We start from the raw sequence: 26,976 nt of genomic DNA on the forward strand, positions 1-26,976 counted from the left end.
ACAGACCGCTCCTACAGGATACGCGCGCAATCCAATCCCCCCGTAGGAGCGGTCATCGGCCGCGAAAGCTACACCGCGGTCCACCAGACACATCATGTGCCCCCTTCGCGGCCACAGACCGCTCCTACAGGATACGCGCGTAATCCAATCCCCCCGTAGGAGCGGTCATCGGCCGCGAAAGCCACGCCGCTGGCTGTTTGCCAAGCACCCAGTTGAACATCCCGCCACCCCATGCTGTCCTTTTCCTATAGCCACTTGCTGAAGGAATACCCCGCAATGTCCCAAGACCTGACCCTCAACCAGCGCTTCGTTCTCGCTTCCCGTCCAACCGGGGCGCCGACGCCGGAGAATTTCCGTCTGGAGCGCGAAGCCTTGCCGGATCTCGAAGACGGCCAAGTCCTGCTGCGCACCCTGTACCTGTCCCTGGACCCCTACATGCGCGGCCGCATGAGCGACGCACCGTCCTACGCCGCACCGGTGGAAATCGACGAAGTCATGACCGGCGGCACCGTCAGCCGCGTGGAAACTTCCAAGCACCCCAAGTTCCGCGAAGGTGACCTGGTCGTCGGCATGACCGGCTGGCAGACCCACTGTATCTCCGACGGCAGCAATCTCACGCCGCTGCCCGCCGGCATCCCCAGCCCCTCAATGGCACTTGGCGTTCTGGGCATGCCCGGCATGACCGCCTACATGGGCCTGACCCACATCGGCCAGCCCAAGGAAGGCGAAACCCTGGTCGTCGCAGCTGCCTCCGGCGCAGTCGGATCGGTAGTGGGGCAGGTGGGCAAGATCAAGGGCCTCAAAGTCGTCGGCATTGCCGGCGGGCCGGAAAAATGCCGCTACGTCGTTGAAGAGCTGGGCTTCGATGCCTGTGTCGACCACAAAAGCGAAACCTTCGCCGACGACCTGGCCAAAGCCTGCGATCAGGGCATCGACATCTACTTCGAAAACGTTGGCGGCAAAGTCTTCGACGCCGTCATGCCGTTGCTCAATGCTCGCGCGCGCATTCCGGTGTGCGGCCTCATCGCCGGCTACAACGCCACCGACCTGCCAGAGGGTCCGGACCGCTTCGCGCTGTTGCCGCGCACCCTGCTCACCAAGCGCATCCGCATGCAGGGCTTCATCGTGTTCGACGACTTTGGCGATCGCCATGCAGAATTCTTCTCTGCCATGGTGCCGTGGGTTCGTGACGGTAAGATCAAGTTCCGCGAGGACGTGGTCGACGGTCTGGAGCGAGCGCCGGAGGCGTTCATTGGCCTGCTGCAAGGGCATAACTTCGGCAAGCTGGTGGTCAAGGTTTCCGACGCCTGAGCATTTGACGTGACCCGGAGGCGCGGGTATAAACCGCGTCTCGTCGTTACGTCAGGCCGCCTTCCATGAGCTTCAGCCCACTGATCCGTCAACTGATCGACAGCCTGCGCACCTTGCCCGGCGTTGGCCAGAAATCCGCCCAGCGCATGGCCCTGCAGCTGCTCGAACGCGACCGCAGCGGCGGCAGTCGCCTGGCCCAGGCGTTGAGCCAGGCCATGGAAGGCGTAGGCCATTGCCGCCAGTGCCGCACCCTCACCGAAGAAGAACTTTGCCCGCAATGCGGTGATCCACGTCGCGACGATACGCTGCTGTGCGTGGTGGAAGGGCCGATGGACGTCTATGCTGTTGAGCAGACCGGCTACCGCGGCCGCTATTTCGTGCTCAAGGGGCACCTGTCGCCCCTCGATGGTCTGGGCCCGGAGGCGATCGGCATCCCCCAACTGATGAGCCGTATAGACGAGCAGGGCACCTTCGCCGAAGTCATTCTGGCCACCAACCCGACTGTCGAAGGCGAAGCCACTGCTCATTACATCGCCCAGCTGTTGGCGAAGAAAGGCCTGGTGGCTTCACGCATCGCCCACGGTGTGCCCTTGGGTGGCGAGTTGGAACTGGTCGACGGCGGCACCTTGGCCCATTCCTTCGCCGGCCGCAGACCCATCACCCTCTAACCAACCCACACCCCTGTAGCAGCGGCGCAAGCCGCGTCGGCGGTACCCACGGTAGGTCGGAAAAATCGCGGTGCTGCCAGACGCGGCTCGCGCCGCTGCTACAGAAAACATGCGAACCTGTGCTACGTCTCCACACCTCCATTTCCAGGGCCGACCATGCACCGTCTAGCGTTCAAGCAAGTCGATGTCTTCACCACCCAGCGCTTCAAGGGCAACCCGCTGGCGGTCATCCTGCAGGCCGAAAGCCTGACGCGCGAACAGATGCAAGAAATCGCCCACTGGAACAACCTCTCTGAAACCACCTTCGTGCTGCCCGCCACTCGCCCTGAAGCGGACTACCGCGTACGTATCTTTACCCCGAATTCCGAGCTACCCTTCGCCGGCCACGCCACCCTCGGCAGCGCCCACGCCCTGATGGAAGCCGGCCTGATCGAGCCGCGCAACGGCCGACTGGTGCAGGAGTGCCCCTCGGGCCTGATCGAACTCGACGTCGTCCGCCAGCCCGATGGTTCACAACTGATCACCTTCGAATTACCGCCCGCAACGATCCAGCCGGTCAACGACAGCGATCATCGCGAGCTGCAGGCCGTGCTGGGGGTAAGCGTGGTGCGCGACCGCAGGCCGTGCTTCGTGACCGTTGGCCCACGCTGGCTGGTGGTGCAACTGCGCGACGCACAAACCGTGCTGGCGGTCATCCCTGACCTGGCGCGCATGGCCATCAACGACCACCGCACCAGCACCACCGGCGTGGTGATCTTCGGCCCGCACCCCGAAGGCAGCAACGAGCACATAGAAGTCCGCACCTTCGCGCCCACCTGCGGCATCACAGAAGATGCAGCCTGCGGCAGCGGCGGCGGGGCGGTCGCCGCGTTCATTCGTGCCACCGGGCAGACTGCCTCGCTGGGCTTCCAGCTGCGAGTCGCCCAGGGCGCTGCGTTGGGTCGCGCTGGCAAGATGCAGCTGTCGATCACCGACCAGTCGATCAAGGTCACCGGTGCCTCTGTCACCTGCCTCGACGGCTTCCTCAATCCCTAGGCTTCCCCAGGGCAGCGGTCAGCGACCCACCACCTCGATGCCGCCATCGTTGTGTTGCCGATACAGCGTATAGGGCAGCATCAGCGTGTCGAGGATTGCCGAGACGCCGATGTCCAGCGCGACGAAACTCATCTGCGGTCCGCTGCGCGAGTGGCCGGGCTTGGGCGCCTGGCCATGCAGCAGGCAGAAGTCATAGACCACGCCGCTGTACACCCGAGGCACAGCACCGCAGAACGACTCGGCTTCCTTCAAGTTGTCGCTGGTCACCACATCATCGCGAAACACCGTATTGATCGTGCCGCAACCCGTCAGCAGTCCCGCGACAACCACGCCTATCAACGCTTTCATTCCTGCCACTCCTTGTGTGAGATCGGCACTATAACCGTTTCCATCAACCGGTTTCGCCAGGGTCGTGTTGCGCCTTTCGTCAGATGAAGGGAACTGTCATTTACGAAAAGACGAAATGCGTTGTCCATTGCCTCGCAAATCGAACAGGCCCGGTATCCATACGCCAGATGTGAAAGATCGGTTACCTCTCGTAACAACTTTTTTGGCAGTGTGTTCAACCGGTGTTACAAACCTCGCTGTCGGCCCGTATGTGCCGTGGGGACAGGCCTTGGGTGGTTTGGTATCATCCGGCCTTTGAAAATCATGCATGCGTCAGACGCGCCCTGAATCGATCCAGCGCGTCTCATTTTTAACTTGATGGTGTCGTTTAACGTGAAAATCCTCGTAACCGGTGGTGCAGGCTTCATTGGCTCGGCAGTCATTCGCCATATCCTGGCAAATACCGACGACGCCGTGGTCAATGTCGACAAATTGACCTACGCCGGTAATCTGGATTCGCTCATGGGCAGCGAGCGCACGCCGCGCTACGCCTTCGAGCACGTCGACATCTGCGACCGCGCGCAAATGGATCGAGTGTTCGCCGAGCACCGGCCGGATCTGGTCATGCACCTGGCTGCCGAATCCCATGTCGATCGCTCGATCACCGGGCCTGCCGCGTTCGTCGAAACCAACGTGATCGGTACCTACACCTTGCTCGAAGCCGCGCGCCAATACTGGTCGCAACTCGACGCCGAGGCCCAGGCCGCCTTCCGCTTCCACCACATCTCCACCGATGAAGTGTATGGCGACCTCGAAGGCCCGGAAGACCTCTTCACCGAAACCACGCCTTACCAGCCCAGCTCGCCGTATTCAGCGAGCAAGGCCAGCTCCGATCACCTGGTCCGCGCCTGGCAGCGCACCTACGGGCTGCCGACGTTGATCACCAACTGTTCGAACAACTATGGGCCGTGCCATTTCCCGGAAAAACTCATTCCGTTGATCATCCTCAATGCCCTGGAAGGCAAGGCTTTGCCCATTTATGGCAAAGGTAATCAAATTCGCGACTGGCTGTATGTCGAAGACCATGCACGTGCGCTGTATCAAGTGGTGACCGAAGGTGAGGTAGGGGAGACCTACAATATTGGCGGCCACAACGAGAAACAGAACATCGAAGTCGTGCACACGGTCTGCGCCTTGCTCGACGAGCTCTGCCCGCAGTCACCCCATCGTCCTCATGCGCATTTGATTACCCACGTACAAGATCGCCCCGGCCATGACGTTCGCTACGCCATCGACGCCAGCAAGATCCAGCGCGAGCTGGGCTGGACGCCGGTAGAAACGTTCGAGTCCGGTATTCGCAAGACCGTGCAGTGGTATCTGGATAATCCCGAATGGGTCAACCGCGTGAAGAGCGGCGCCTACCAGCAATGGATCGATACGAATTATCAAGGGCGTGAACTGTGAAAATATTGCTCCTGGGCAAGAACGGTCAGGTGGGTTGGGAGCTGCAGCGTGCCTTGGCGCCGCTGGGCAAGGTAGTCGCACTGGGCAGGAACATCGATGAAGCCGGTCTCTGCGGAGACCTGGCATCGCTTCAAGGGCTGGCCGAAACGGTGCGGCGCATCGCGCCGAACGTTATCGTCAACGCTGCCGCCTATACCGCCGTGGACAAGGCCGAGAGCGAAAAGGACACCGCCGACCTGATCAATCACCGGGCCAGCGCCGTGCTCGCCCGTGAAGCGCTCGATCTGGACGCCTGGCTGGTGCATTACTCCACCGACTACGTGTTCGACGGCACGGGCGAGAAGCCCTGGCAGGAGAGCGACACCACGGTCCCCGTCAACTACTACGGCGCGAGCAAGCTGGCCGGCGAAGAAGCCATTCGCAAGTCCGGCTGCAAGCATCTGATTTTCCGCACCAGCTGGGTCTACGCAGCCCGTGGCAACAATTTTGCCAAGACCATGCTGCGCCTGGCCAAGGACCGCAAGAGCCTGAGCGTCATCAGCGATCAGATCGGCGCACCCACCGGCGCCGAGCTGCTGGCCGACGTCGTCGCCCATGCCATTCCCATGGCCGTGGCGAACCCTGACCTGGCCGGTACCTACCACCTCGCCGCTACGGGCGAAACGTCCTGGCACGCCTTTGCCAAGCTGGTCATCGAAAACGCCCGCCGCCAAGGCACCAAGCTGGCCGTGGAAACCATTGAAGCCATCCCCACCAGCGCCTACCCGACACCCGCCCTGCGCCCGCTGAATTCGCGCCTGGACACCACCAAACTGACCGAGCGTTTCGGCCTGACCCTGCCGCATTGGGAAGTGGGCGTGAAGCGAATGCTGGCCGAGATCAGCACCAAGCAATGATCGCTGAACTACTGGGCCAGGCCGGGTGTCCAAGCGCGAACGATTTGCGCTTGGCCCCGGATTTCCTGATATTCTAGCCGCCACTTCCTTGACTCATCAGCAGCGAGCGGCTTCAGGGTTTGACGTATATGTTGTCTGCGGCGCAGGGAGCCGCCAGATCTTCGATGCGCAGCGGTGGTTTCCACCCCATGTACAGCTGGTCTACAGATCGATTTTCACAGTGCCGCTACACCGGCAAACAAAGGATCCAATACGCATGAACCTGATCCCCGTTATTCTTTCCGGCGGCGTTGGCAGCCGGTTGTGGCCCGTTTCGCGCGAGGCCCATCCCAAGCCATTCATGGCACTGCCTGACGGCCAGAACCTGATCCAGAAGACCTTCCTGCGCGCCTCCAAGCTCGAAGGCGTATCCGAAGTGCTGACCGTCACCAACCGCGAACTGCTGTTCAAGACCGAAGACGAATACCGCACCGTCAACAAGACCGGCCACGCCCAGGGCTTCATCCTCGAGCCGTTCGGCCGCAACACCGCCGCCGCCGTCGCCATGGCCGCGCTGCAGCTCAATGACTCCCACGGTCCCGACGCCCACATGCTGGTGCTGGCGGCCGACCACCTGATCCAGAACGAAGCCGCGTTCTCCGCCGCCGTCGCCAAAGCCGTCAAGCTGTCGGCCGAAGGCTGGCTGGTCACGTTCGGCATTCAGCCGCAGTACCCTGAAACCGGCTTTGGCTACATCGAGGCCGGCGTCGGCACCGGCCTGGAAGGCACCCTGAAAGTCGCCCGCTTCGTCGAGAAGCCAGACCTGGAAACCGCCAAGGGCTACGTTGCCGCCGGCAACTACTTCTGGAACTCGGGCATGTTCTGCTTCCAGGTCCGCAGCGTCCTCGAAGAACTGAAAAAACACGCGCCGGACGTTCTTGCCGCCGCCGTTGCCGTCAAGGAAGCCTCGCGCCTGACCGAAGCACCGAACTACCGCTGCCTGGCACTGGACGCCGACGCGTTCGCCCAGGTCCCGGATATTTCGGTCGACTATGCCCTGATGGAGCGCTCGGACAAAGTCGCCACCGTGCCGTGCGACATCGGCTGGAGCGACATCGGTTCGTGGAACGCCGTCAGTGAACTGACCGGCGCCGACGAAAACGGCAACCGTTTCGAAGGTGAAGTGCTCTCGCACAATGCCCGCAACAACTTCGTTCACAGCGAAGACCGCCTGACCGCACTGGTCGGTGTCGAAGACCTGCTGGTCATCGACACCCCGGATGCCTTGATGATCAGCCACAAGGATCACGGCCAGGACGTCAAGCACATCGTCGGCCAGCTCAAGGCCAGCGGCCACCACCTGCACAAGCTGCACCGCACCGTGCACCGTCCGTGGGGCACCTACACCACCCTGGAAGAGGGTGAGCGCTTCAAGATCAAGCGCATCGTGGTCAAGCCCCAGGCGTCGCTGTCGCTGCAGATGCACCATCACCGCAGCGAACACTGGATCGTGGTCAGCGGCATGGCCGTGGTGGTCAACGACGACCGCGAGCTGATGCTCAACACCAACGAGTCGACCTTCATTCGTGCCGGCCACCAGCATCGCCTGAAGAACCCGGGCGTGATCGACCTGGTGCTTATCGAAGTGCAAAGCGGCGACTACCTCGGTGAGGACGACATCGTCCGTTTCGAAGACGTCTACGGCCGCGTTGACAAGGCCTGACCGATAAACCCCGCTTCGGCCTCTGCGCGTGCCTCCAATGCATGCGCAGGGGCCGAACTGCGCTGGTCGTTCGTCAGCGACCGTCCAATCTACCGACGTCCGCGCTCATCGCGCGTCGGCCACATAGAGCGAGCGATTGCCATGTATCCCCCTCTCCAGACCCGTTGCTTCAAGGCCTACGACATTCGTGGCCAAGTCCCTGCCGACCTCAATGACGACATCGCCTACCGTATCGGTCGCGCGCTGGTGTCCGAACTGCACGGCAAAGCCTATGTCGTCGGGCGCGACATGCGCCTGGAAAGCCCAGGCCTGGCCGCCGCCCTCATCCAGGGCCTGACCGAGGCCGGCGCCGACGTGCTCGACCTGGGCCTGTGCGGCACCGAAGAAGTCTACTTCGCCACCAGCCACCTCAAGGCCGATGGCGGCATCATGATCACTGCCAGCCATAACCCCAAGGGTTACAACGGCATGAAGCTGGTGCGCGAGCATTCCAAGCCGATCAGCGGCGACACCGGCCTCGACGCCATTCGTGCCCGCGTTGAAGCCGGCACCTTCGACGACAAGGCCGCCACCGCTGGCCACGTGCGCGAAGTGTTCGACAAGAGCGCCTACATCGAGCACCTGTTGACCTACATCGACGTCAAGTCGCTCAAGCCCCTCAAGGTGCTGGCCGACCCCGGCAACGGCGCCGTCGGCCCGACCATCGAACTGCTCAAGGCCAAGCTGCCGCTGGAACTGATCGTCATCAACGGCGAGCCAGACGGCAACTTCCCCAACGGCGTGCCCAACCCGCTGCTCCCGGAAAACCGCGAGCTGACCCGCAAGGCCTTGCTGGAAAACGGCGCCGACATGGGTATCGCCTGGGATGGCGACTTCGACCGCTGCTTCTTCTTCGACGACAAGGGTCGCTTCATCGAGGGCTACTACCTGGTCGGCCTGCTGGCTGAAATGCTGCTGAAGAAGCACCCCGGCAGCAAGATCATCCACGACCCGCGCCTGACCTGGAACACCATCGAACAGGTCGAAGCCGCCGGTGGCGTCGCCATCCAGAGCAAGACCGGCCACGCCTTCATCAAGGAGCGCATGCGCGCCGAAGACGCCGTCTACGGCGGCGAGATGAGCGCCCACCACTATTTCCGCGACTTCGCCTACTGCGACAGCGGCAATATCCCGTGGCTGCTGGTCGCCGAGCTGATGAGCGTCACCGGCAAGACCCTGGCCCAACTGGTGGACGAGCGCATCCAGGCGTTCCCGTGCAGCGGCGAGATCAACTACGAAGTCGCCGACGTCAAAGGCTCGATCGAGAAGATCCTCGCGTTCTACACCGCACAGAACCCCAGCGTCGACCGCACCGACGGCATCAGCGTCGAGTTCGCCGACTGGCGCTTCAGCCTGCGAGGTTCGAACACCGAGCCACTGCTGCGCCTGAACGTGGAAAGCCGCGGCAGCGAAGGATTGGTGGCTCAGCGTGTCGCTGAGATAGAGCGTTTGATCAAAGGATAATTATCGTCCGAATAGCAGGCCCTTTAGATAGCAGCCAGTACAGTTTTTTGATGAGCCGAATATTGCTGCAGAGCTGTGAATTCGAGGGGTCAAAAGGAGATATTTTTGGAGCAGTTTATGATTGTAAGTCGCGCGAGGAGTTTGACATGACTCCGATGGCAGTTAAGGCCGTATGGAACTACCGAGGCTTTATACTCGGAAGTGTAAAAAGAGAATTCCAGGCAAAATACACAAACTCGATGCTTGGCATCGCTTGGACTGTACTGCAGCCGCTGGCAATGATAATTGTATACACCGTAATCTTCTCGCAAATCATGCGATCTAAGTTGCCGGGTGTTGATAGCGTTTTTGGTTATAGCATATATCTGTGTGCAGGTATTATAGCCTGGGGTTTTTTTGCTGAGGTGGTTGGTCGTGCCCAGAATGTGTTTCTGGATAATGCTAATCTTCTCAAAAAATTGAGCTTTCCGAGGCTGTGCCTGCCTGTCATTTTGGTTTTAAGTTCAGCGCTAAACTTTTTGATCATATTCGGGCTTTTCACCTTTTTTCTAGTTATAACAGATAATTTCCCCGGATGGGCTATTTTCTATCTCATACCAGTAATTGCAGTTCAAATAATCCTCGCCGTTGGTCTAGGGATTACACTGGGAGTTCTGAATGTTTTTTTTCGGGACGTGGGGCAGTTATTTGGTGTTGTATTGCAGTTCTGGTTTTGGTTAACACCCATTGTTTACCCTGCTAATATCCTTCCTCCTTCAATTCAAGAGTTAATGAAGTACAATCCTATGTCTTCAGTCATTGGAGCGTTCCAAAACATTATGGTGCATGGGCAATCTCCTAGCTGGATAACCTTATGGCCAACCTTGCTACTAGGCGGGCTGTTGTGTGTGTGGGGCTTGCGCCTGTTTCAGAAGCACTCTGGCGAATTGGTGGATGAACTATAATGGACGCTATAGTCGTTAAGGACCTAGGTAAAGCTTACAAACAATATCCAAATCGATGGGATAGGTTGATTGAGTGGCTGGTACCTTACTCAAAAAAACGTCACAAGCTTAAGTGGGTGCTCCAGAACCTTAGCTTTTCTGTTCGTCCGGGCGAGGCCGTTGGCATTATCGGAGTGAACGGGGCCGGCAAAAGCACGCTATTAAAAATGATCACTGGAACCACTCAGCCTACTATTGGCGAGGTCCAGATGAATGGCCGGGTAGCGGCATTGCTCGAGCTAGGGATGGGCTTTCATGGGGATTTTACTGGTAGGCAGAATGCGATAATGGCCGGGCAGTTGCTTGGTCTAACTCTGGCCGAAGTATCAACGCTAATGCCTGAGATTGAAAGTTTCGCTGAGATTGGCGACTACATGGACCAACCGGTACGAATGTATTCGAGCGGTATGCAAATGCGGCTTGCTTTCAGCGTTGCTACGGCCATTCGTCCAGATGTTCTGATAGTCGATGAAGCACTGTCTGTTGGGGATGCGTACTTTCAGCATAAAAGTTTTGAACGGATTCGTGAATTCCGGCGCCAAGGCACAACCTTGCTGATTGTTTCGCATGACAAATCCGCAATACAGTCAATCTGCGATCGAGCTATTCTGCTCAGCAAAGGCGCGATCGCCATTGAGGGGAAGCCCGAAGAAGTAATGGACTTCTATAATGCCCTGTTAGCGGACCATCAGAATCAAGAGGTCAAGCAGGAAGTTAGCAGTGAAGGTATTACTCAAACCATTTCTGGAACGGGCGAAGCTACCGTCGAGCGTATTGGTGTATACAATAAAGAGGGAAAGCCAATAGAGGCGGTAGATGTAGGGCAATCAGTGACGTTGCGTGTAAGTGTGTTGGTCAAAAAGGACATACCAAGGCTAATCTTTGGTTACGGTATCAAAGATAGACTCGGGCAAGTAGTGTATGGGACAAACACCGATCTGAAAAAACAACCAATTGAAGATGTGAAGGCTGGATCTCGTTATGTTTTTGATATTAGTTTTGTAGCTAATTTAGGTCCGGGAAGCTACTCAATTCAGACCGCGCTGGTCAGTACAGATAGCCATTTGGTGAATAACTATGAATGGCGTGATCTTGCGATGGTTTTTCATGTGATAAATATTAATAAAACGCACTTTGCGGGCTGTGCGTGGATGGATCCGATAATCGAGATATGCCCACAATGAAATTTCTCTCTTATGCCCAGAATTTTGAGGATCTAATGTTGTGGCGTGCATTGGGAGAAAAAGTTTCCAATGGTTTCTACATAGATGTAGGCGCAAACGATCCAGTGGTAGATTCGATTACCAAGTACTTTTATGACAATGGCTGGCGTGGCATTAATGTTGAACCTTTAGAAAAACATTGGACGGATCTTTGTATTGATCGTCCGAATGACATTAATCTATGCGTGGCTGTTGGGGACCACCCAGGCGAACTCACTCTATGGGACTTTGACGTACGAGGATGGGGGACAGCCGACTCCAGTGTCGCAGACAACCATAACCTCAATGGACACGCAGGTATAAGCCAGGTAGTTCCCGTAACCACCTTGAAAGACATTTGTCTTGCATATGCTCCAGCCGAAATTCACTTCTTGAAGGTCGATGTAGAAGGGTTAGAGACTAGTGTTCTTAAGGGTGCCGATTTTGAAGTATTTAGACCATGGATCGTTATAGTAGAATCGACTCTGCCTAATTCTAGGGAGCAGTCCCATGAGGAATGGGAGAACATACTGCTTGATGCTCGATATGAATTCCGCTACTTCGATGGTCTAAATCGATTTTATGTAGCATCCGAACATCCCGAACTCAATACTGCCTTCGAACTGCCTCCGAATGTGTTCGATGAGTTTAAGTTGTATGGAGAATTTAGCGTAAGAAAAGAACTAACAGATAAAATTAGTGAAAACGCTGTGTATAGTGGCATGCTAGAAGTAGCAAATTGCACCATCGCGGAACAGGGAATAGAGATAAAAAAAGTCCAAGATGAAAAAAAAATACTGGCTCATGATATCGAGTTACTTAAACTTGATTTGAGCGCCAAACTTAATGAGCTGAGCGCGGTTGAGTCAAGGCTTCATATCATCGAATCCAGCAAAACTTGGCGCTTGAGAAATCGGGCAATAAGTTTTTTAAGGAAGATCAAGCTGGTTAGCCAGTAGTTGTGTAATCTGGAGATTTAGATTTGAAAACGGTTCTTATGTTGAGCACATACCCTTTTAAACAGCCTAGGCACGGGGGGCAGGTCAGAACTGCAGCGATTGCGAAAGCCTACACGGATGATGGATATGCAGTCTCTAGTATTTCCGTTTTCGAGACGGAATCTTATGGGCCTGACGCCTACGATAGGTCAGATGTTGAGTTTCCTCCTTCATCGCCATATCGCCGATTTCGCGGGCGCAATGTGCCACTTGTGACGGACTTGCTGACAGGGCATTACGCCACAGCTGAAGATGGTGGGCTTTCCCTAATTATGGGTAGATTGCCTAAACAGATAGATGTGATCCATGTTGAGCAGCCGTGGCTTTGGCCTCTTGCGAGAAAGATTAAGGCTATAAAACCTTACAGTCATGCATGCTTAGTGTACGGGTCACAAAATATTGAAGCTCCGCTAAAGAAAGAAATCCTTGATAGCTATGGTATTAAAGATGCAGATGATGTTATCGAAGAGATAAATTTGCTTGAGCGTTCGGCTGCAGCTGAAGCAGACATAGCTGTTGCAGTTACTAAAGCAGACTTCGATGTATTATCAACTTGGGGGTGCAAATCCCTTGTACTTGCTGCGAATGGTATTTCACCTTGGCACGCATCTACGGAAAAGCTTGATTATTGGAGTGCTCGGCTTCCTCAAGCACCGTGGATTCTATACGTAGCAAGTGCCCACCCCCCAAATTTTCAGGGGTTCAATGAGTCTTTGGGCGGTTCTTTAGCTTGCATTCCGCCTGATAGCAGGTTGGTAGTGGCAGGGAGTGTCGGAGAGCATTTGGCTCGCGTACTTTCGAATACTCGGTGGGGATCTCTGAACTGTTCGCGGTTAGAGCTTCTCTATATATTACCCGACGAAGATCTTTCAGCTGTTAAGACGCTAGCCCACGCTTTCTTATTGCCGATCCCACATGGAGGCGGTTCAAATATAAAAACCGCAGAAGCTATATACTCCGGAAAATATGTCATCGGCAGCGATCCGGCGTTTCGTGGTTTTGAAAGGTATGCAGAAGAGGAAGGTATAACCGTTGCGCGTACCCCGAACGAGTTTCATCAGGCAATACGTCACGTTTTAACACAGCCAGAGCTTCCCCGCCTTAGTGCCGTTTCTGCTGATCACAGAGAGTCAGTTACTTGGCAAAAAACTCTTTCAATAATTCCACAATCGGTCAACCAGGTTATAAGTGTCGGGGCAGGTGTATGAATAATGCGTGGATGGACGTGACTACAATCCTGACTTGGAACCGCCCAGCAGTGGGGATTATCAGGACAGAAGCTGAGTGCGCAGCTTACATTTTAAGCCTTCAAGCCTCCGACAAAAACCTAAGATTTTGTGCATTCGATATGCAGTCTGGTTATGTTGAAGTTTCAGCGGCAAATGTAGAGTCCGCACTAAATCGGATTTCTGGAAAAAACGAGACTGCGCCTAGCGTGTCGCCTGTTCTCAACGCAATTGCCCGCACCAGCATGCGGGATACAGGCTTGAAACTTTTGGACAAGTTGCCTCAGGGTATCCGCAGTCATCTTTATCTATACCTTCGACGGAGACGCAAGTCCATTGCCGAGGGTTACCATGCATCGGTAGCACTGAAACGGTCGCTGAAGGAATTCCTGCGTCCTGCGGGGACTGCTCCCACAGTGTTAGATCAGCAGGTAGCTCCAAACAACAACGTCCTGTCACATCCGTTCCAAGTCGGTGATACGTACTTGTCAATGGGTTTGGATTGGGATCAGAAAGATCTAACTACTCTGTATCGAATTAAAAAGCTGGTTTCACTGAAAGTGATTCTTTTTTGCTATGATGTCATACCTGTTACCCACCCACATTTGTGCGTTGGTGATGTATCTGCTAAATTTGCTAATTATTTCTCAAAAGTCGCCTGGTGTGCAGATACAGTATTGTGTATATCCGAATGCTCCAAAACTGACCTGAGTCGTTTGTTATTAGAGCTCGGTACACCTGTTCCTGATATGAAGGTGATCAAGTTAGGAAGTCAAAAAAGCAGCGATTGCGTTGAGCCCGTAGATCCAGCTGTTAACGTTTTAAAGCAACAGAGATTCATTCTGTTTGTTTCGACAATCGAGCGTCGAAAGAATCACGAGGTGCTCTATAGAGCGTATACACGGTTGATTGATCGGGGTGTTAGTAATATCCCACAGCTGGTTTTCGTTGGCATGCCTGGGTGGGGCGTGTCAGATCTCCTAAGTGATTTGAAACTAGACCCTCGCGTTCAGGGTAAGATTACAATATTAAATAACGTTAATGATGATAGCCTAGCTTGGCTTTATAAAAATTGCTGGTTCACTGCGTTTCCATCACTTTATGAAGGCTGGGGCCTGCCAGTTGTTGAAAGCTTGGCGGCAGGAAAGTTTTGTTTGGCATCGAGTGCCGCTTCTATTCCCGAGGCCGGCGAAGACTATATCGAGTACCTTGATCCTTGGAACGTTGAGTCTTGGGCATCAAAATTACAAGAATATATCGAAAGGCCCGACCTCGTCGAAGAATTCCAAGCGAGAATTTCGCGTGACTATCAGCAAACAACTTGGAGTGAAGCGGCGAGCCAGATTGTCTCAGGTATTAGCGATCGGTACGAGTCTATCGCTTCGACTCAGCGCGTCGGATAAATTTTAGGAATCAAGATGAATGGTATATTGCAATGGAGTCGTAAATGAGTGAGCTATTAAGGCCGGCGACGGGGTTTAGGCTAGCGGTTGTTATTCCTTGTTACAAGGTGAAAAATCATATCCTCAACGTACTCGCATCAATTGGTCCGGAAGTAGAAAGAATTTACGTGGTGGATGACTGTTGTCCAGAGAAATCAGGCCGCTTCGTAGAGGAAGTATGCACGGATGACAGGGTTGAGGTTGTATACAATATTGTCAACACGGGAGTCGGTGGAGCTGTAATGGCCGGTTATCGGAAAGCAATTTCTGATGGCATGGACATTTTTATCAAGATTGATGGCGACGATCAGATGGACCCCTCGCTTATCATGGATTTCGTTTCTCCAATTATATCCGGAGCCGCGGATTATACTAAAGGGAATAGATTTTTTAATTTGGAAAAAATACGTGCAATGCCGAAGGTTAGACTGTTCGGCAACGCAGCGCTGTCGTTCATGACGAAGCTATCGTCTGGCTATTGGGAGCTCTTTGATCCTACCAACGGGTATACAGCGATTCACAGGGATGCAGCCAAGCAGTTACCGTTTGAAAAAATAAGCAGTCGTTATTTCTTTGAGACTGATATCTTGTTTCGTTTGAATACACTCCGCGCGGTAGTAGTTGATGTTCCTATGGATGCAAAATACGGTGACGAAGTTAGTAATCTCAAAATTTCTAAAATCGTGGGTGAGTTTTTCTTGAAGCACATGCGTAATATGTCGAAGAGAATATTCTATAATTACTATCTTCGTGACATGTCCTTAGCATCCATAGAGCTTCCAATCGGGTTGAGTCTGATATTTGCAGGTGGTTGTATCGGTTTTTCCCACTGGTTTGACTCGGTTCAGTCAGGCGTTCCTGCTGCAGCTGGGACTGTAATGCTCTCAGCGTTACCTATAATTTTAGGTACACAACTTGTACTTGCTTTCATTGGCTACGATATAGCTTCGTCGCCCAAACGGCCCCTGCACGTGGCAAGACGCGTTCATCCCGCTAGATCTTTACGGCAGGATCCATAATGGCTATTTATGTAACCGCGTTAATATGCGTTTTTGGGATCGCCTGCGGACAAATACTATTTAAGATATGTGCTTCGTCGCTGGCGAGGTCGGGTACTTTTTTTGAACTGCGCACGCTGGTGCTACTTTTTTCCGCGCTGGCCTTGTATGGGGTTACTACAATCGCATGGATATGGGTGCTTCAGAAAATCGAATTAAATAGAGCTTATCCGTTGATGGCCCTGGCGTTTGTGCTTGTCCCCATAGGTGGCTATTTATTTTTAGATGAAAAAATCACCTACCAGTATCTGTTTGGGGTTGTGTTGATTATGTGCGGAATTGTAGTTGCAGTGCGATCTTAGGATTTTTATCAAGGAGGTGGTATGATCATTAGAGTTATTTCTATGCGTGAGCTGCTGAGAGCTTTGACAGTGTTCGCTGTTATGGCGTTTGCGCTTGCAATACAATTCAGGGTGCAGCTCTCCACTGGTTTTAATCTCCTTTATGGTGATAGCTTTGATGCGACAATTGTCGCAACAATATTAGAGCACTGGTCGAATGTCTTTAGCGGTTCCTCTAGTTGGCATACTCTTAATTACTTTTACCCGCACGCAAAAACCCTTGGTCAAACAGATGGCTACTTTCTTGCTGGTATCATATACACGATTCTCAAGGTTGTTGGGTTGGATCCTTTTTTTACCTCTGAGTTAACTAATGTAGTGATTCGGGCTATTGGTTTTTGCTTTTTTTTCCTTTTTGCAAGGAAAGCCTGCGGTATATCTTTTTGGTATGCCGTATTGGGTGCGGTATTATTTGTGCTTAGTAACAACCTGACCGCTCATGGCCAGCGTCTACAGTTGGCGACCGTTTCGTTCGTTCCGGTTATGGCTATGTTGTTGTACTGGGCATTTCAAAGGCTGTATTCAGATAGCAAGTCGGGGTTCGCACTAATCGCATCGATCGCTGGAATGTTTTTGGGTGCGTGGAGTATCACTTGTTTTTACATCACATGGTTTTTTATCTATTTCTTCGTCGTCTTTGTTTTTTGCTTGGCGATTTCCTGTACTCGGGCACAGATATTAGAGTTTTGGTCGAGAATTAAATTTCATCGGGTGGGGGTCTTGTTCTGCTTGGCTGTTTGTATAGCATCACTTGTCCCATTGCTTTCGGTATATTTGGTTAAAGCGTCCGAAACTGGAATGCGTGCTTTTTCAGATTCGTTTAGTAATGCTGCGACTATAGAGGGGGTTCTTCAGGTTGGCCGAGAAAATCTAATGTTTGGCGAGCTGTATGCTAAATTTCTCGGAGTGGTTAGCCCTAACTACGTGCCTTCTGGTGAATATTATAACACCGGAATCGCGCCTATTCTGTTTGTACTGGCTGCCGCTGGTGCAGTGTGCGTTTTTAGGTCGGCCGGCGTTTTGAAAGGAATACCTCTCTGGCAGGCTCTAGTATTGGCAACTATCATAACTTGGCTCGGAGTTATGCGTTTCGGCCCTGTGAGTGCGTGGTACATTGTGTACCATCTTTTTCCGGGTGCAAAAGCGCTAAATGTCATTAATGCATATCAATTATTTTTGAGTGTTCCGATCATACTGATCGCTCTTAAGTATCTTTGCGCTTGTGGTAAAAGATTGCCTACCGCTGTCATTTTTATTTTAACAGTGTTGCTAGTCACGGAGGAAATAAATACCGGCTATACGCAGCTCGTCCGTAAAAGTGAATATGCCAAAGTGGATGGGCTGCAGAGTCCTCCGAGCCAGTGCACTGCATTCTATGTGAGTGGGTGGGTCGGTCAAGACTCTATGACTCCCATGGCGATTTGGATAAATAATTACTATGGTCATAATGTATCGGCGATGCTGATTGCCGAGCTGATTCATATGCCTACGCTTAACGGTGTTGCGTCGTTTAATCCCAAAGACTGGAATTTCGGATTTCCAAACAACGCAGATTACGATCAGAGAGTAAAAGCATATAGTGATAGCTATGCGCTAACTCAGGTTTGTAAGTTGGATCTAAATGCTAAGACGTGGTCGCTGGCATGGTGATGTGCTGAGTAAATAAATCATTCTATGTCCTTATGGCAGATTATCGGTTTGGGTTCATCTGGCCAGGCTGTGTCAATGTGGTGATGATGTTGGTGTTCTACGCATCAGGCCTACGTTGACACACACTTTCGATGAAATGACGACCCGCTCCTCGTCAGAGTTGGAGCGGGTGAGGGGTTTGGCAATTGTCGAGCTCTTGCCGTTACAATTGAAAAATCGCGCATTTTTATGCTCTGTCACTCTCATCTACTTCTACAGATTCTTAGGCTTGTCGGACTGTCCTCATTTGTTACAGCGTTCTTGAAAACCCAGTGAGTGCGATGAGCATTAGCGCTTCTGCTATCTAGCATGAGTTTCTAGGCTTAACCTATACGAACTCATCTACCCCGATTAACCTCGTATTTTTTCTTCGCAGCGGAGAATTTTTGTCGAATCACGACGACTCTGCATTGTATACTGCGGCCCTCTGTCCACAGCGGTCCGCGTCTGGCTGGGTCTGGATTCGGATTGATCACTCATAATGCCGGTATTGGCAGTCAAGGAGTTGGTAACACGCATGAAAGCTATTGTCACTGGTATCACTGGTCAAGATGGCGCCTACCTGGCGGAACTGCTGCTGGAAAAGGGCTACACCGTATACGGCACTTACCGCCGTACCAGCTCCGTCAACTTCTGGCGTATCGAAGAGCTGGGTATCCAGAACAACCCTAACCTGCACCTGGTCGAGTACGACCTGACCGACCTGTCCGCCAGCATCCGTTTGCTGCAGACCACTGAAGCTACCGAGGTCTACAACCTCGCTGCGCAGAGCTTCGTCGGTGTCTCGTTCGAGCAGCCGCTGACCACGGCCGAAATCACCGGCTTGGGCGCTGTGAACCTGCTGGAAGCCATTCGCATCGTCAACCCGAAGGCGCGCTTCTACCAGGCTTCGACTTCCGAGATGTTCGGCAAGGTGCAGGCCATTCCTCAGATCGAGGAAACCCCGTTCTACCCGCGCAGCCCTTACGGCGTGGCCAAGCTGTACGCTCACTGGATGACCATCAACTATCGCGAGTCGTACGGCATCTTCGCTACCAGCGGCATCCTGTTCAACCACGAGTCGCCTCTGCGCGGCCGTGAGTTTGTGACCCGCAAGATCACCGACACCGTCGCCAAGATCAAGCTGGGCCTGCAGGAAACCCTGGAGCTGGGCAACATCGACGCCAAGCGCGATTGGGGTTTCGCCAAGGAGTACGTCGAAGGTATGTGGCGCATGCTGCAGGCCGACGAGCCGGACACTTTCGTGTTGGCCACCAACCGTACCGAAACCGTGCGTGACTTCGTCACCATGGCCTTCAAGGCCGTGGACATCGAGATCAAGTGGCAGGGCGAAGCTGAATCCGAGCAGGGCCTGTGCGCCAAGACTGGCAAGGTGCTGGTTTCGGTCAATCCGAAGTTCTACCGCCCAACCGAAGTTGACCTGCTGATCGGTAACCCGGCCAAGGCCAAGGCCGTATTGGGCTGGGAACCGAAGACCTCGCTGGAAGAGCTGTGCCGGATGATGGTCGAGGCTGACCTGCGCCGCAACGAGAAAGGGTTTTCGTTCTGATGGCTAATGTCGGCAAACGCGCATTGATCACTGGTATCCAGGGTTTCACCGGCCGCTACATGGCCGCCGAGTTGCAGGCCCATGGGTATGAAGTCATCGGCTTGGGCAGTCAGCCGTCGGAGGAGCCAGGTTACTACCAGGCCGATCTGAACGATGCGCCCAGGCTCAGTGCGTTGCTGGCAGAGCTGCAGCCCGATTACGTGGTTCACCTCGCCGCACTGGCGTTCGTGGGCCATGGCGTGGCTGATGCGTTCTATCAGGTGAACCTGATTGGTTCGCGCAACCTGCTCGAAGCGGTTGCCGCTTCGGGCAAGGCGCCTGAATGTGTATTGCTGGCCAGTAGCGCCAATGTGTATGGCAATGCATCCGAAGGCATGCTGGACGAAGGCACGGCCCCCGCGCCGGCCAACGATTACGCCGTCAGCAAGCTGGCCATGGAATACATGGCCAGCTTGTGGCAAAACCGCTTGCCCATTGTCGTCACCCGGCCGTTCAACTACACCGGGGTGGGGCAGGCGGACAATTTTCTGTTGCCCAAGATCGTCTCGCACTTCCGCCGCAAGGCTGAAGTGATCGAGCTGGGCAACCTCGACGTGTGGCGCGATTTCAGCGACGTACGCGCGCTGGTCGCCGCATACCGCGGGCTGTTGGAAAACAAGCCCTTGGGGCAGACCGTCAATGTCAGCTCGGGTGTCACCCATTCGCTGCGTGAAGTGATCGAGTTGTGCGAAAGCATCACCGGCCATTCCATCCGTGTGGAAGTGAACCCCGCATTCGTACGCGCCAACGAAGTGAAGACGCTGTGCGGGGACAATACCCGCCTGCGTTCGCTGGTGGGCGACTGGCAGACCCCGCCTTTACGCGACACCCTGCAATGGATGTTGGCTGCCCAATAAATGAAGGTCGTCCTTTCCGTCGAGCCTGTGCGCTTTCCGCTGACAGGCATCGGGCGCTATACCTATGAGCTGGCGCGACGCCTGCAGAGCAGTCCGGAAATAACTGACCTGCAGTTTTTTGCCGGACGCAGCTTCCTGAGCGCACTCCCCAGTGCAGCGGACGCATCCGGCAGTGGCTATGGTCTCAAGCGCGCTGTGCAGAAGAACTTCCTTGCCGTCGAGGCCTATCGGCTGCTGATGCCGCTGCTCAAGGCGCATGCCTTGAAAGGGCATGGTGATTATCTCTACCACAGCCCCAATTACTACCTGCCGCTGTTTAAGGGCCCGCGAATTGCGACCTTTCACGACCTGTCGCCGTTTACCTGGTCCCAGTGCCACGCGCCGCAGCTGGCGCGCTACCTGCAGAAAGAGCTGCGGCTGACCTTGAAGCGTGCGGACCGCCTGATCACCGATTCCGAATTCACCCGGCGCGAACTGGCCGAGTATTTCGATTGGCCGCTCGAGCGGATCGATACCGTGCCGCTGGCCAGTTCGCCGGAGTTTCATCCGCGCAGCGCGGCGCAAACCGCTGAAGTGCTCGGGCGCTACGGCTTGAGCCACGAAGGCTACAGCCTGTTCGCCGGCACCATCGAGCCGCGCAAGAACATCGAGACGTTGCTTACGGCCTACGAAACGCTGCCGCTGGCCACGCGCCAACGCTGGCCGTTGATTCTGGGCGGCTACCGGGGCTGGCAGAACGAGGCGATCTTTGCGCGCATCGAGTCGGCGCAGCGCCAGGGCTGGGCGCGCTATCTGGGCTTCGTGCCGGCCGAGGACTTGCCGGTGCTGTTCGCGGGCGCGCGGTTGTTTGCCTTTCCGTCGTTGTACGAGGGGTTTGGCCTGCCGGTGCTGGAGTCGATGAGTTCGGGCGTGCCGGTGGTCTGTGCCAATAACTCGTCCCTGTTGGAAGTGGCGGGCGAGGCGGCGCTGATGTGCGAGGCGATGGATATCGAAACCCTGGCGCAGCACATGGCCAAGGCGCTGGAAGACGACCCATGGCGCGCCGAGGCTCGGCAACGTGGTCTGGCCCACGCCGACGGATTTTCCTGGGACCGTTGTGCGGCGCAGACGTTGATATCCTATCGCCGCACGTTGGAAAGCCGATGATCAAGGTGCTGCACTTCTTCAAGACGTACTTCCCCGATTCCATGGGCGGTATCGAGCAGGTCATCTTTCAGCTGGCAGAGGGATGTGCCGCGGGCGGTGTGCAATCCGAAGTGTTGTACCTCAGCGAGCGCGGCGCGGCGCGTGGCGAACGGGTAGGGCACCATGTGGCGCACCGTGCCAAGCTCGATTTGCACGTGGCCTCGACCGGGTTTTCCTGGTCGGCGCTGGGCGATTTCAAGGAGTTGGCCAGCCAGGCGGATCTGATTCACTACCACTTCCCCTGGCCGTTCATGGACCTGGTGCATTTTGCCAGCCGCACCGGCAAGCCGTCGGTGGTCAGTTATCACTCCGACATCATCAAGCAGAAGACCCTGCTCAAGTTGTATCAGCCGTTGATGAACCGTTTTCTTGGTAGCATGGACCGGATCGTTGCGTCCTCGGCTGACTACGCAGCCAGCAGTTCAGTGCTGCAGCGTTTCCCCGACAAGCTGTCGGTCATTCCGTACGGCCTCGACCCCGCCACATACCCAATGCCGTCTGCCGACCGCCTGGCGCACTGGCAGGCGCGCTTTCCCGGCAAGTTCTTTCTCTTCGTCGGTGCGCTGCGCTATTACAAGGGTCTGAACTACTTGCTCGATGCTGCCAAGGCGACCGGCTTGCCGGTGGTGATTCTTGGGGGTGGCCATCTGGAGGCTGAGCTCAAGGCCTATGCCCGGCAGCTTGAAGTGAGCAACGTGCATTTTCTCGGCGGCTTGCCGGATGAAGACAAGGCGGCGCTGCTGACCCTGTGCCACGCCTTCGTGTTTCCGTCGCACCTGCGTTCCGAGTCGTTCGGCATTTCGCTGCTGGAAGGCGCCATGTATGGCAAACCGATGATTTCGTGCGACATCGGCAGCGGCATGAGCTACATCAACCGGGCCGGTGAAACCGGGCTGGTGATTCCCCCGCGTGATCCCCAGGCGCTGGCGGCGGCCATGCAGACACTGTGGAACGATGAAGCCCTGGCCAGTGCCATGGGCGCCGCCGCGGCGCGTCGCTTCCAGCAGGTGTTTACCGCGCAGGGAATGGCGGACAGTTATGTGCAGTTGTATCACGACGTATTGCAGCGTTAATCCATTCGACCAAGGTGCTCGCCCATGATCTCGAAAGCTGTTTTGGTAACTGGCGCGTCGGGTTTTGTCGGTGCCGCCGTCGCCGCTCGGCTGGTGCGGCTGGGCTGCCCGATCACCCGCGCCGCCGTGCGCCGCGCCTACACAAAACTGCCCATTGGGGTGGAAGGCTGCGTGGTGCCCACGCTGGCCGCCGACACCGACTGGACCAGCGCGCTCGCCGGCATTGACAGTGTGGTGCACGCCGCTGCGCGTGTGCACGTGATGCGCGAGTCGCACGCCGATCCCTTGGCCGAATTTCGCCGGGTGAATGTCGAAGGCACGCTGAACCTTGCCCGCCAGGCGGCGCAGGCCGGGGTGCGGCGCTTTGTTTTCATCAGTTCGATCAAGGTCAATGGCGAGGCCACCGAGCCGGGGCAGCCGTTTCGTGCCGACGACGAGCCGTCTCCGCGTGATGCCTACGGCATTTCTAAGCTTGAAGCGGAAGTGGGCTTGCGAGCATTGGCAGCAAGCACCGGCATGGAGGTGGTGATCATTCGCCCGGTGCTGGTGTACGGGCCAGGCGTGCGCGCGAATTTCCAGACGCTGCTGCGTCTGGTGAGCAGTGGTGTGCCGCTGCCTTTCGGCAAGACCAACAACCGTCGCAGCCTGGTGGCGCTGGACAATCTGGCGGATCTGGTGTGCACCTGCCTGGAACATCCGGCTGCGTCGAATCAAACCTTTCTGGTCAGTGATGGCGAGCCGGTGTCCACTGCGAACCTGATGCGCGCCATGGCCGCGGCGATGGGCAAGCAGCCGCGGCTGCTCGATGTGCCATTGCCGTGGATGAGCCGCGTGGCCAATGCCTTGGGGCAGGGTGCAGTGACGCAACGGCTGTTTGATTCCCTGGAAGTCGACATCGACAAGAATCGCCAATTGCTGGGCTGGCAGCCGCCCACCTCCATGGCCGACGCGCTGGCCGCCACGGCGCGGCCCTACGTGGCAGCGCGCCGTCGATGAGCTTGCTGCTATGGCTGCTGGTCGTGCTGGTGCTTGCCTACGGGCTGACGTTCGCTCTGCGTCGCTATGCGCTGGCGCGCAGCCTGATGGACGTGCCCAACGCGCGCAGTTCCCACACGGTGCCGACCCCGCGCGGCGGTGGCGTGGCGATCGTACTGGTGTTCCTGGCCGCCATCAGCGGGCTGGCGCTTTGGGGAATGCTCGAAGGCCGTGTCTGGCTGGCCCTGTTCGGCAGTGGGGCGCTGGTGGCCGTGGTGGGTTTTCTCGATGACCACAATCACATCGCTGCACGTTGGCGCCTGCTCGGGCATTTCGCAGCGGGCGGCTGGGCCCTGCTGTGCCTGGGTGGCATGCCAGGTGTGATCGGTGCGGTCGACGGGCTTGCCACGTTGTGGTGGGTATTCGGCCTGTTGTACCTGGTGTGGATGCTCAACCTCTACAACTTCATGGACGGCATCGACGGTATCGCCAGCGTCGAGGCCATCTGCGTGTGCGCCGGGGCCTGTTTGATCTATGCGTTGGGCGGGAATGCGCAGCTGATGTGGCTGCCGGCCGTGCTGGCGGCGGCGGTGTCGGGCTTTCTGCTGTGGAACTGGCCGCCGGCGAAGATCTTCATGGGCGATGCGGGCAGCGGTTTTCTTGGGCTGGTGCTGGCGGTGCTGTCGGTTCAGGCAGCGTGGATCGAGCCGGCTTACTTCTGGGGGTGGGTGATCCTTCTGGGTGTGTTCATCGTCGACGCCACGTTCACCTTGCTGCGCCGTTTGCTGCGCGGTGACAAGGTGTATCAGGCTCATCGAAGCCACGCCTATCAGTACGCCTCGCGGGTCTGTGGACGTCATCTGCCGGTGACCCTGGCGACGGCGTCGATCACGCTGGGCTGGCTGTTGCCGTGGGCCATTGCCGTGACGGTTTTCGGTCTGAGCCCCGTTCTAGGCACCTTTATTGCGTACATCCCTTTGTTGTGGCTGGCTTTTCGTTATCATGCGGGGGAATCGGAACGCGCATGAAATTGCGTTCGCGCACTGGTGCAATCGGCTGATCGCACTTAAGGTTACGTAGTTGCTACAACCGACCGTCACGGTCTGGGGCCATTCGGGTCGAATACTGATGGATAGAATACGTACACGCTTGCTGGGTTTGCCACGTCGCCAGAAGCGTATGTTGCAAGTGGTCGCGGACATCGTGCTGGTCTGGGTCGCGCTGTGGATGGCCTTTCTGGTGCGCCTGGGCATCGAGGACATGTACAACCCGATCCGCGAGCACGAATGGTTGTTCGTGGCCGCGCCGTTCGTGGCCATACCGCTGTTCATTCGTTTCGGCATGTATCGCGCGGTGATGCGCTACTTCGGCAACGATGCACTGGTGGCCATCGTCAAGGCGGTCAGCCTGTCGGCGCTGATCCTGGCGGTGGTGGTGTATTGGTACAGCAACCACCAGACGGTGGTGCCGCGCTCGATCATCTTCAATTATTGGTGGATCAGCCTGGTCATCATCGGCGGCCTGCGCCTGGCCATGCGCCAATACTTCATGGGCGACTGGTTCAACGCCGTGCACAACGTGCCGTTCGCCGGGCGTGACGACCGTCTGACCAAGGTGGCGGTGTACGGCGCCGGTGTTGCAGGCAACCAGCTGGTTGCCGCACTGCGCATGGGCCGCGTGATGCGTCCGGTGGCGTTCATCGACGACGACCCGAGCATATCCGACCGGGTGATTGCCGGCATTCAGGTGTTCAAGCCCAAGCATATCCAGCGAATGATCGATCTGACCGGCGCCGAGGAGCTGCTGCTGGCGTTGCCGTCGACGTCGCGCTCGCGGCGTCGCGAGATTCTCAGTTTCCTCGAAGGCTTTCCGCTGCACGTGCGCAGTGTGCCCAACTTCACCGCGCTGGCCAGTGGTGAGGTGAAGGTCGACGACATTCAGGAAGTCGACATTGCCGACTTGCTCGGGCGTGATTCGGTGCCTGCGCAGGATGACCTGCTGGAGCACTGCATTGCTGGCAAGTCGGTGCTGGTGACCGGGGCAGGGGGGTCGATCGGCTCCGAGCTGTGTCGGCAGATTCTTGGCCTTGAGCCGGCGCTGCTGATTCTGCTGGATCATGGCGAATTCAATCTGTACACCATCAGCGGCGAGCTGGAGCAGCGTGCTGCCCGTGAAGGGTTGCACGTGCAGATGCTGCCGACCCTGGGCACGGTGCGCGACCAGGCCAAGCTGCTCGAGGTGATGACCACCTGGAAGGTGGATACGGTGTACCACGCGGCGGCCTACAAGCATGTGCCGATGGTGGAACACAACATTGCCGAGGGTGTACGCAACAACGTGCTGGGTACGCTGAACTGCGCCCAGGCGGCGTTGCAGGCGGGGGTGGCCAACTTCGTGTTGATCTCCACCGACAAGGCGGTGCGGCCTACCAATGTGATGGGCAGCACCAAGCGCCTGGCCGAGATGACCCTGCAGGCGCTGAGCCGTGAAGTGGCGCCGGTGTTGTTCGGCGACCCGGCCAACGTGGCGCGGGTGAACAAGACGCGCTTCACCATGGTGCGCTTCGGCAATGTGCTGGGCTCGTCGGGGTCGGTGATTCCGTTGTTTCACAAGCAGATCAAGTCGGGCGGGCCGGTGACGGTGACCCATCCGAACATCACGCGCTATTTCATGACCATTCCAGAGGCTGCGCAGTTGGTGATCCAGGCTGGGTCGATGGGGCGTGGTGGTGAGGTGTTCGTGCTGGACATGGGCGAGCCGGTGAAGATCATCGACCTGGCGCAGAAGATGATTCATCTGTCGGGCTTGAGCATTCGGTCCGAGCAGAATCCCCAAGGGGATATCGGCATCGAGTTCACTGGGCTGCGGCCGGGTGAGAAGCTGTATGAGGAATTGCTGATCGGCAACAACGTGGTGGCTACCCGTCATCCGATGATCATGAGCGCCCATGAGGATCATTTGTCGTGGGAAGGGCTGAAGAGCGAGTTGACCGCATTGCTGCGGGCACTGGATGACACGGATTTCGACCGGGTCCGCGAGATATTGCAGGAAGCCGTGAGCGGCTATGCCCCCGAAGGCGAGATCGTCGATTGGCTGCACATCCAACAGCACCGCGGCACCCCCGACTGATCCTGCGTCTTGCAAACCCGCTCCCCCGTAGGAGCGGCCAGTGGCCGCGAAGGCCGCCCCGCATTTCGCCTGACCCACCGCGCGGACCTTTTCGCGGCCGGTGACCGCTCCTACGGAGGGTTGCCCGATCTGCCGACACCCCGTAGGAGCGGCCAGTGGCCGCGAAGACCGCCCCGCATTTCGCCTGACCCACCGCGCGGACCTTTTCGCGGCCAATGACCGCTCCTACGGAGGGTTGCCCGATCTGCCGACACCCCGTAGGAGCGGCCAGTGGCCGCGAAGGCCGCCCCGCATTTCGCCTGACCCACCACGCGGACCTTTTCG

General features: G+C 56.4%; 23 protein-coding genes. 22 read left to right on the forward strand and 1 reads right to left on the reverse strand.

Annotation, left to right across the window (positions count from 1 at the left end):
• Positions 1-276 precede the first annotated feature (276 nt).
• The 3 genes from IFT75_RS18685 (at position 277) to IFT75_RS18695 (ending at position 3,014) form a co-directional block, all read left to right on the forward strand.
• Positions 277-1,311, forward strand: a complete 1,035-nt coding sequence (locus IFT75_RS18685) for an NADP-dependent oxidoreductase (protein ID WP_122800126.1) — start codon at positions 277-279, stop codon at positions 1,309-1,311.
• 65 nt (positions 1,312-1,376) lie between these two features.
• Complete coding sequence (gene recR, locus IFT75_RS18690) at positions 1,377-1,979, forward strand: recombination mediator RecR (protein ID WP_185793511.1); 603 nt, start codon at positions 1,377-1,379, stop codon at positions 1,977-1,979.
• 156 nt (positions 1,980-2,135) lie between these two features.
• Complete coding sequence (locus IFT75_RS18695; RefSeq protein WP_192056175.1) at positions 2,136-3,014, forward strand: PhzF family phenazine biosynthesis protein; 879 nt, start codon at positions 2,136-2,138, stop codon at positions 3,012-3,014.
• Positions 3,015-3,032: 18 nt separating this feature from the next.
• On the opposite strand, the gene IFT75_RS18700 is transcribed toward IFT75_RS18695, so the two are convergent.
• On the reverse strand, positions 3,033-3,362 hold the full coding sequence (locus IFT75_RS18700; RefSeq protein WP_192056177.1) for a YceK/YidQ family lipoprotein: 330 nt from the start codon (positions 3,360-3,362) through the stop codon (positions 3,033-3,035).
• Positions 3,363-3,734: 372 nt separating this feature from the next.
• Between IFT75_RS18700 and rfbB the strand changes: the two genes are divergently transcribed.
• The 19 genes from rfbB to IFT75_RS18795 all read left to right on the forward strand — a co-directional run bounded on the left by rfbB (position 3,735) and on the right by IFT75_RS18795 (position 26,652).
• Positions 3,735-4,805: a dTDP-glucose 4,6-dehydratase gene (gene rfbB, locus IFT75_RS18705; RefSeq protein WP_192056179.1), complete on the forward strand. Its 1,071-nt coding sequence runs from the start codon at positions 3,735-3,737 to the stop codon at positions 4,803-4,805.
• Positions 4,802-5,701, forward strand: coding sequence for a dTDP-4-dehydrorhamnose reductase (rfbD, locus tag IFT75_RS18710; RefSeq protein WP_192056181.1), 900 nt, complete (start codon positions 4,802-4,804; stop codon positions 5,699-5,701). Before rfbB ends, rfbD begins: the two co-directional genes overlap by 4 nt.
• Positions 5,702-5,957: 256 nt before the next feature.
• A complete protein-coding gene (locus tag IFT75_RS18715) occupies positions 5,958-7,403 on the forward strand; it encodes a mannose-1-phosphate guanylyltransferase/mannose-6-phosphate isomerase (protein ID WP_122478398.1) in 1,446 nt (481 codons plus the stop codon).
• A 141-nt stretch (positions 7,404-7,544) separates the two neighbouring features.
• On the forward strand, positions 7,545-8,906 hold the full coding sequence (locus IFT75_RS18720; protein WP_192056183.1) for a phosphomannomutase: 1,362 nt from the start codon (positions 7,545-7,547) through the stop codon (positions 8,904-8,906).
• A gap of 146 nt (positions 8,907-9,052) precedes the next feature.
• Positions 9,053-9,850, forward strand: a complete 798-nt coding sequence (locus IFT75_RS18725) for an ABC transporter permease (RefSeq protein ID WP_274605375.1) — start codon at positions 9,053-9,055, stop codon at positions 9,848-9,850.
• The gene (locus IFT75_RS18730) at positions 9,850-11,073 is read left to right on the forward strand and encodes an ABC transporter ATP-binding protein (RefSeq protein WP_192056185.1); all 1,224 of its coding nucleotides are present in this window, start codon (positions 9,850-9,852) and stop codon (positions 11,071-11,073) included. Before IFT75_RS18725 ends, IFT75_RS18730 begins: the two co-directional genes overlap by 1 nt.
• Positions 11,070-12,050, forward strand: a complete 981-nt coding sequence (locus tag IFT75_RS18735) for an FkbM family methyltransferase (RefSeq protein ID WP_192056187.1) — start codon at positions 11,070-11,072, stop codon at positions 12,048-12,050. Before IFT75_RS18730 ends, IFT75_RS18735 begins: the two co-directional genes overlap by 4 nt.
• 23 nt (positions 12,051-12,073) lie before the next feature.
• A complete protein-coding gene (locus IFT75_RS18740; protein ID WP_207186131.1) occupies positions 12,074-13,297 on the forward strand; it encodes a hypothetical protein in 1,224 nt (407 codons plus the stop codon).
• 17 nt (positions 13,298-13,314) lie between these two features.
• On the forward strand, positions 13,315-14,718 hold the full coding sequence (locus tag IFT75_RS21535) for a glycosyltransferase (RefSeq protein ID WP_192056191.1): 1,404 nt from the start codon (positions 13,315-13,317) through the stop codon (positions 14,716-14,718).
• Positions 14,719-14,762: 44 nt separating this feature from the next.
• Positions 14,763-15,776: a glycosyltransferase family 2 protein gene (locus IFT75_RS18750; protein ID WP_192056193.1), complete on the forward strand. Its 1,014-nt coding sequence runs from the start codon at positions 14,763-14,765 to the stop codon at positions 15,774-15,776.
• Entirely contained in the window at positions 15,776-16,117 is a 342-nt protein-coding gene (locus IFT75_RS18755; RefSeq protein WP_192056195.1) for an EamA family transporter, read from the forward strand. The genes IFT75_RS18750 and IFT75_RS18755 overlap by 1 nt, the downstream gene beginning before the upstream one ends.
• A 21-nt stretch (positions 16,118-16,138) precedes the next feature.
• Complete coding sequence (locus IFT75_RS18760) at positions 16,139-17,806, forward strand: hypothetical protein (protein ID WP_192056197.1); 1,668 nt, start codon at positions 16,139-16,141, stop codon at positions 17,804-17,806.
• Positions 17,807-18,362: 556 nt separating this feature from the next.
• On the forward strand, positions 18,363-19,394 hold the full coding sequence (gene gmd, locus IFT75_RS18765; protein ID WP_122714154.1) for a GDP-mannose 4,6-dehydratase: 1,032 nt from the start codon (positions 18,363-18,365) through the stop codon (positions 19,392-19,394).
• Positions 19,394-20,290 carry a GDP-mannose 4,6-dehydratase gene (locus IFT75_RS18770; RefSeq protein WP_192056198.1) on the forward strand — a complete coding sequence of 299 codons (897 nt, stop codon included), beginning with the start codon at positions 19,394-19,396 and terminating at the stop codon, positions 20,288-20,290. The genes gmd and IFT75_RS18770 overlap by 1 nt, the downstream gene beginning before the upstream one ends.
• Positions 20,291-21,436: a glycosyltransferase family 4 protein gene (locus tag IFT75_RS18775; RefSeq protein WP_192056200.1), complete on the forward strand. Its 1,146-nt coding sequence runs from the start codon at positions 20,291-20,293 to the stop codon at positions 21,434-21,436.
• Positions 21,433-22,548: a glycosyltransferase gene (locus IFT75_RS18780; protein ID WP_192056201.1), complete on the forward strand. Its 1,116-nt coding sequence runs from the start codon at positions 21,433-21,435 to the stop codon at positions 22,546-22,548. The genes IFT75_RS18775 and IFT75_RS18780 overlap by 4 nt, the downstream gene beginning before the upstream one ends.
• A 24-nt stretch (positions 22,549-22,572) precedes the next feature.
• Complete coding sequence (locus tag IFT75_RS18785; RefSeq protein ID WP_192056203.1) at positions 22,573-23,544, forward strand: UDP-glucose 4-epimerase family protein; 972 nt, start codon at positions 22,573-22,575, stop codon at positions 23,542-23,544.
• Complete coding sequence (locus IFT75_RS18790; RefSeq protein ID WP_192056205.1) at positions 23,541-24,551, forward strand: MraY family glycosyltransferase; 1,011 nt, start codon at positions 23,541-23,543, stop codon at positions 24,549-24,551. Before IFT75_RS18785 ends, IFT75_RS18790 begins: the two co-directional genes overlap by 4 nt.
• Positions 24,552-24,651: 100 nt before the next feature.
• A complete protein-coding gene (locus tag IFT75_RS18795) occupies positions 24,652-26,652 on the forward strand; it encodes a polysaccharide biosynthesis protein (protein WP_192056207.1) in 2,001 nt (666 codons plus the stop codon).
• The last annotated feature ends 324 nt before the right edge of the window (positions 26,653-26,976 follow it).

The sequence above is a fragment of the Pseudomonas sp. CFBP 8758 genome (assembly GCF_014841725.1).
In the GTDB taxonomy this organism is placed as follows: domain Bacteria; phylum Pseudomonadota; class Gammaproteobacteria; order Pseudomonadales; family Pseudomonadaceae; genus Aquipseudomonas; species Aquipseudomonas baltica.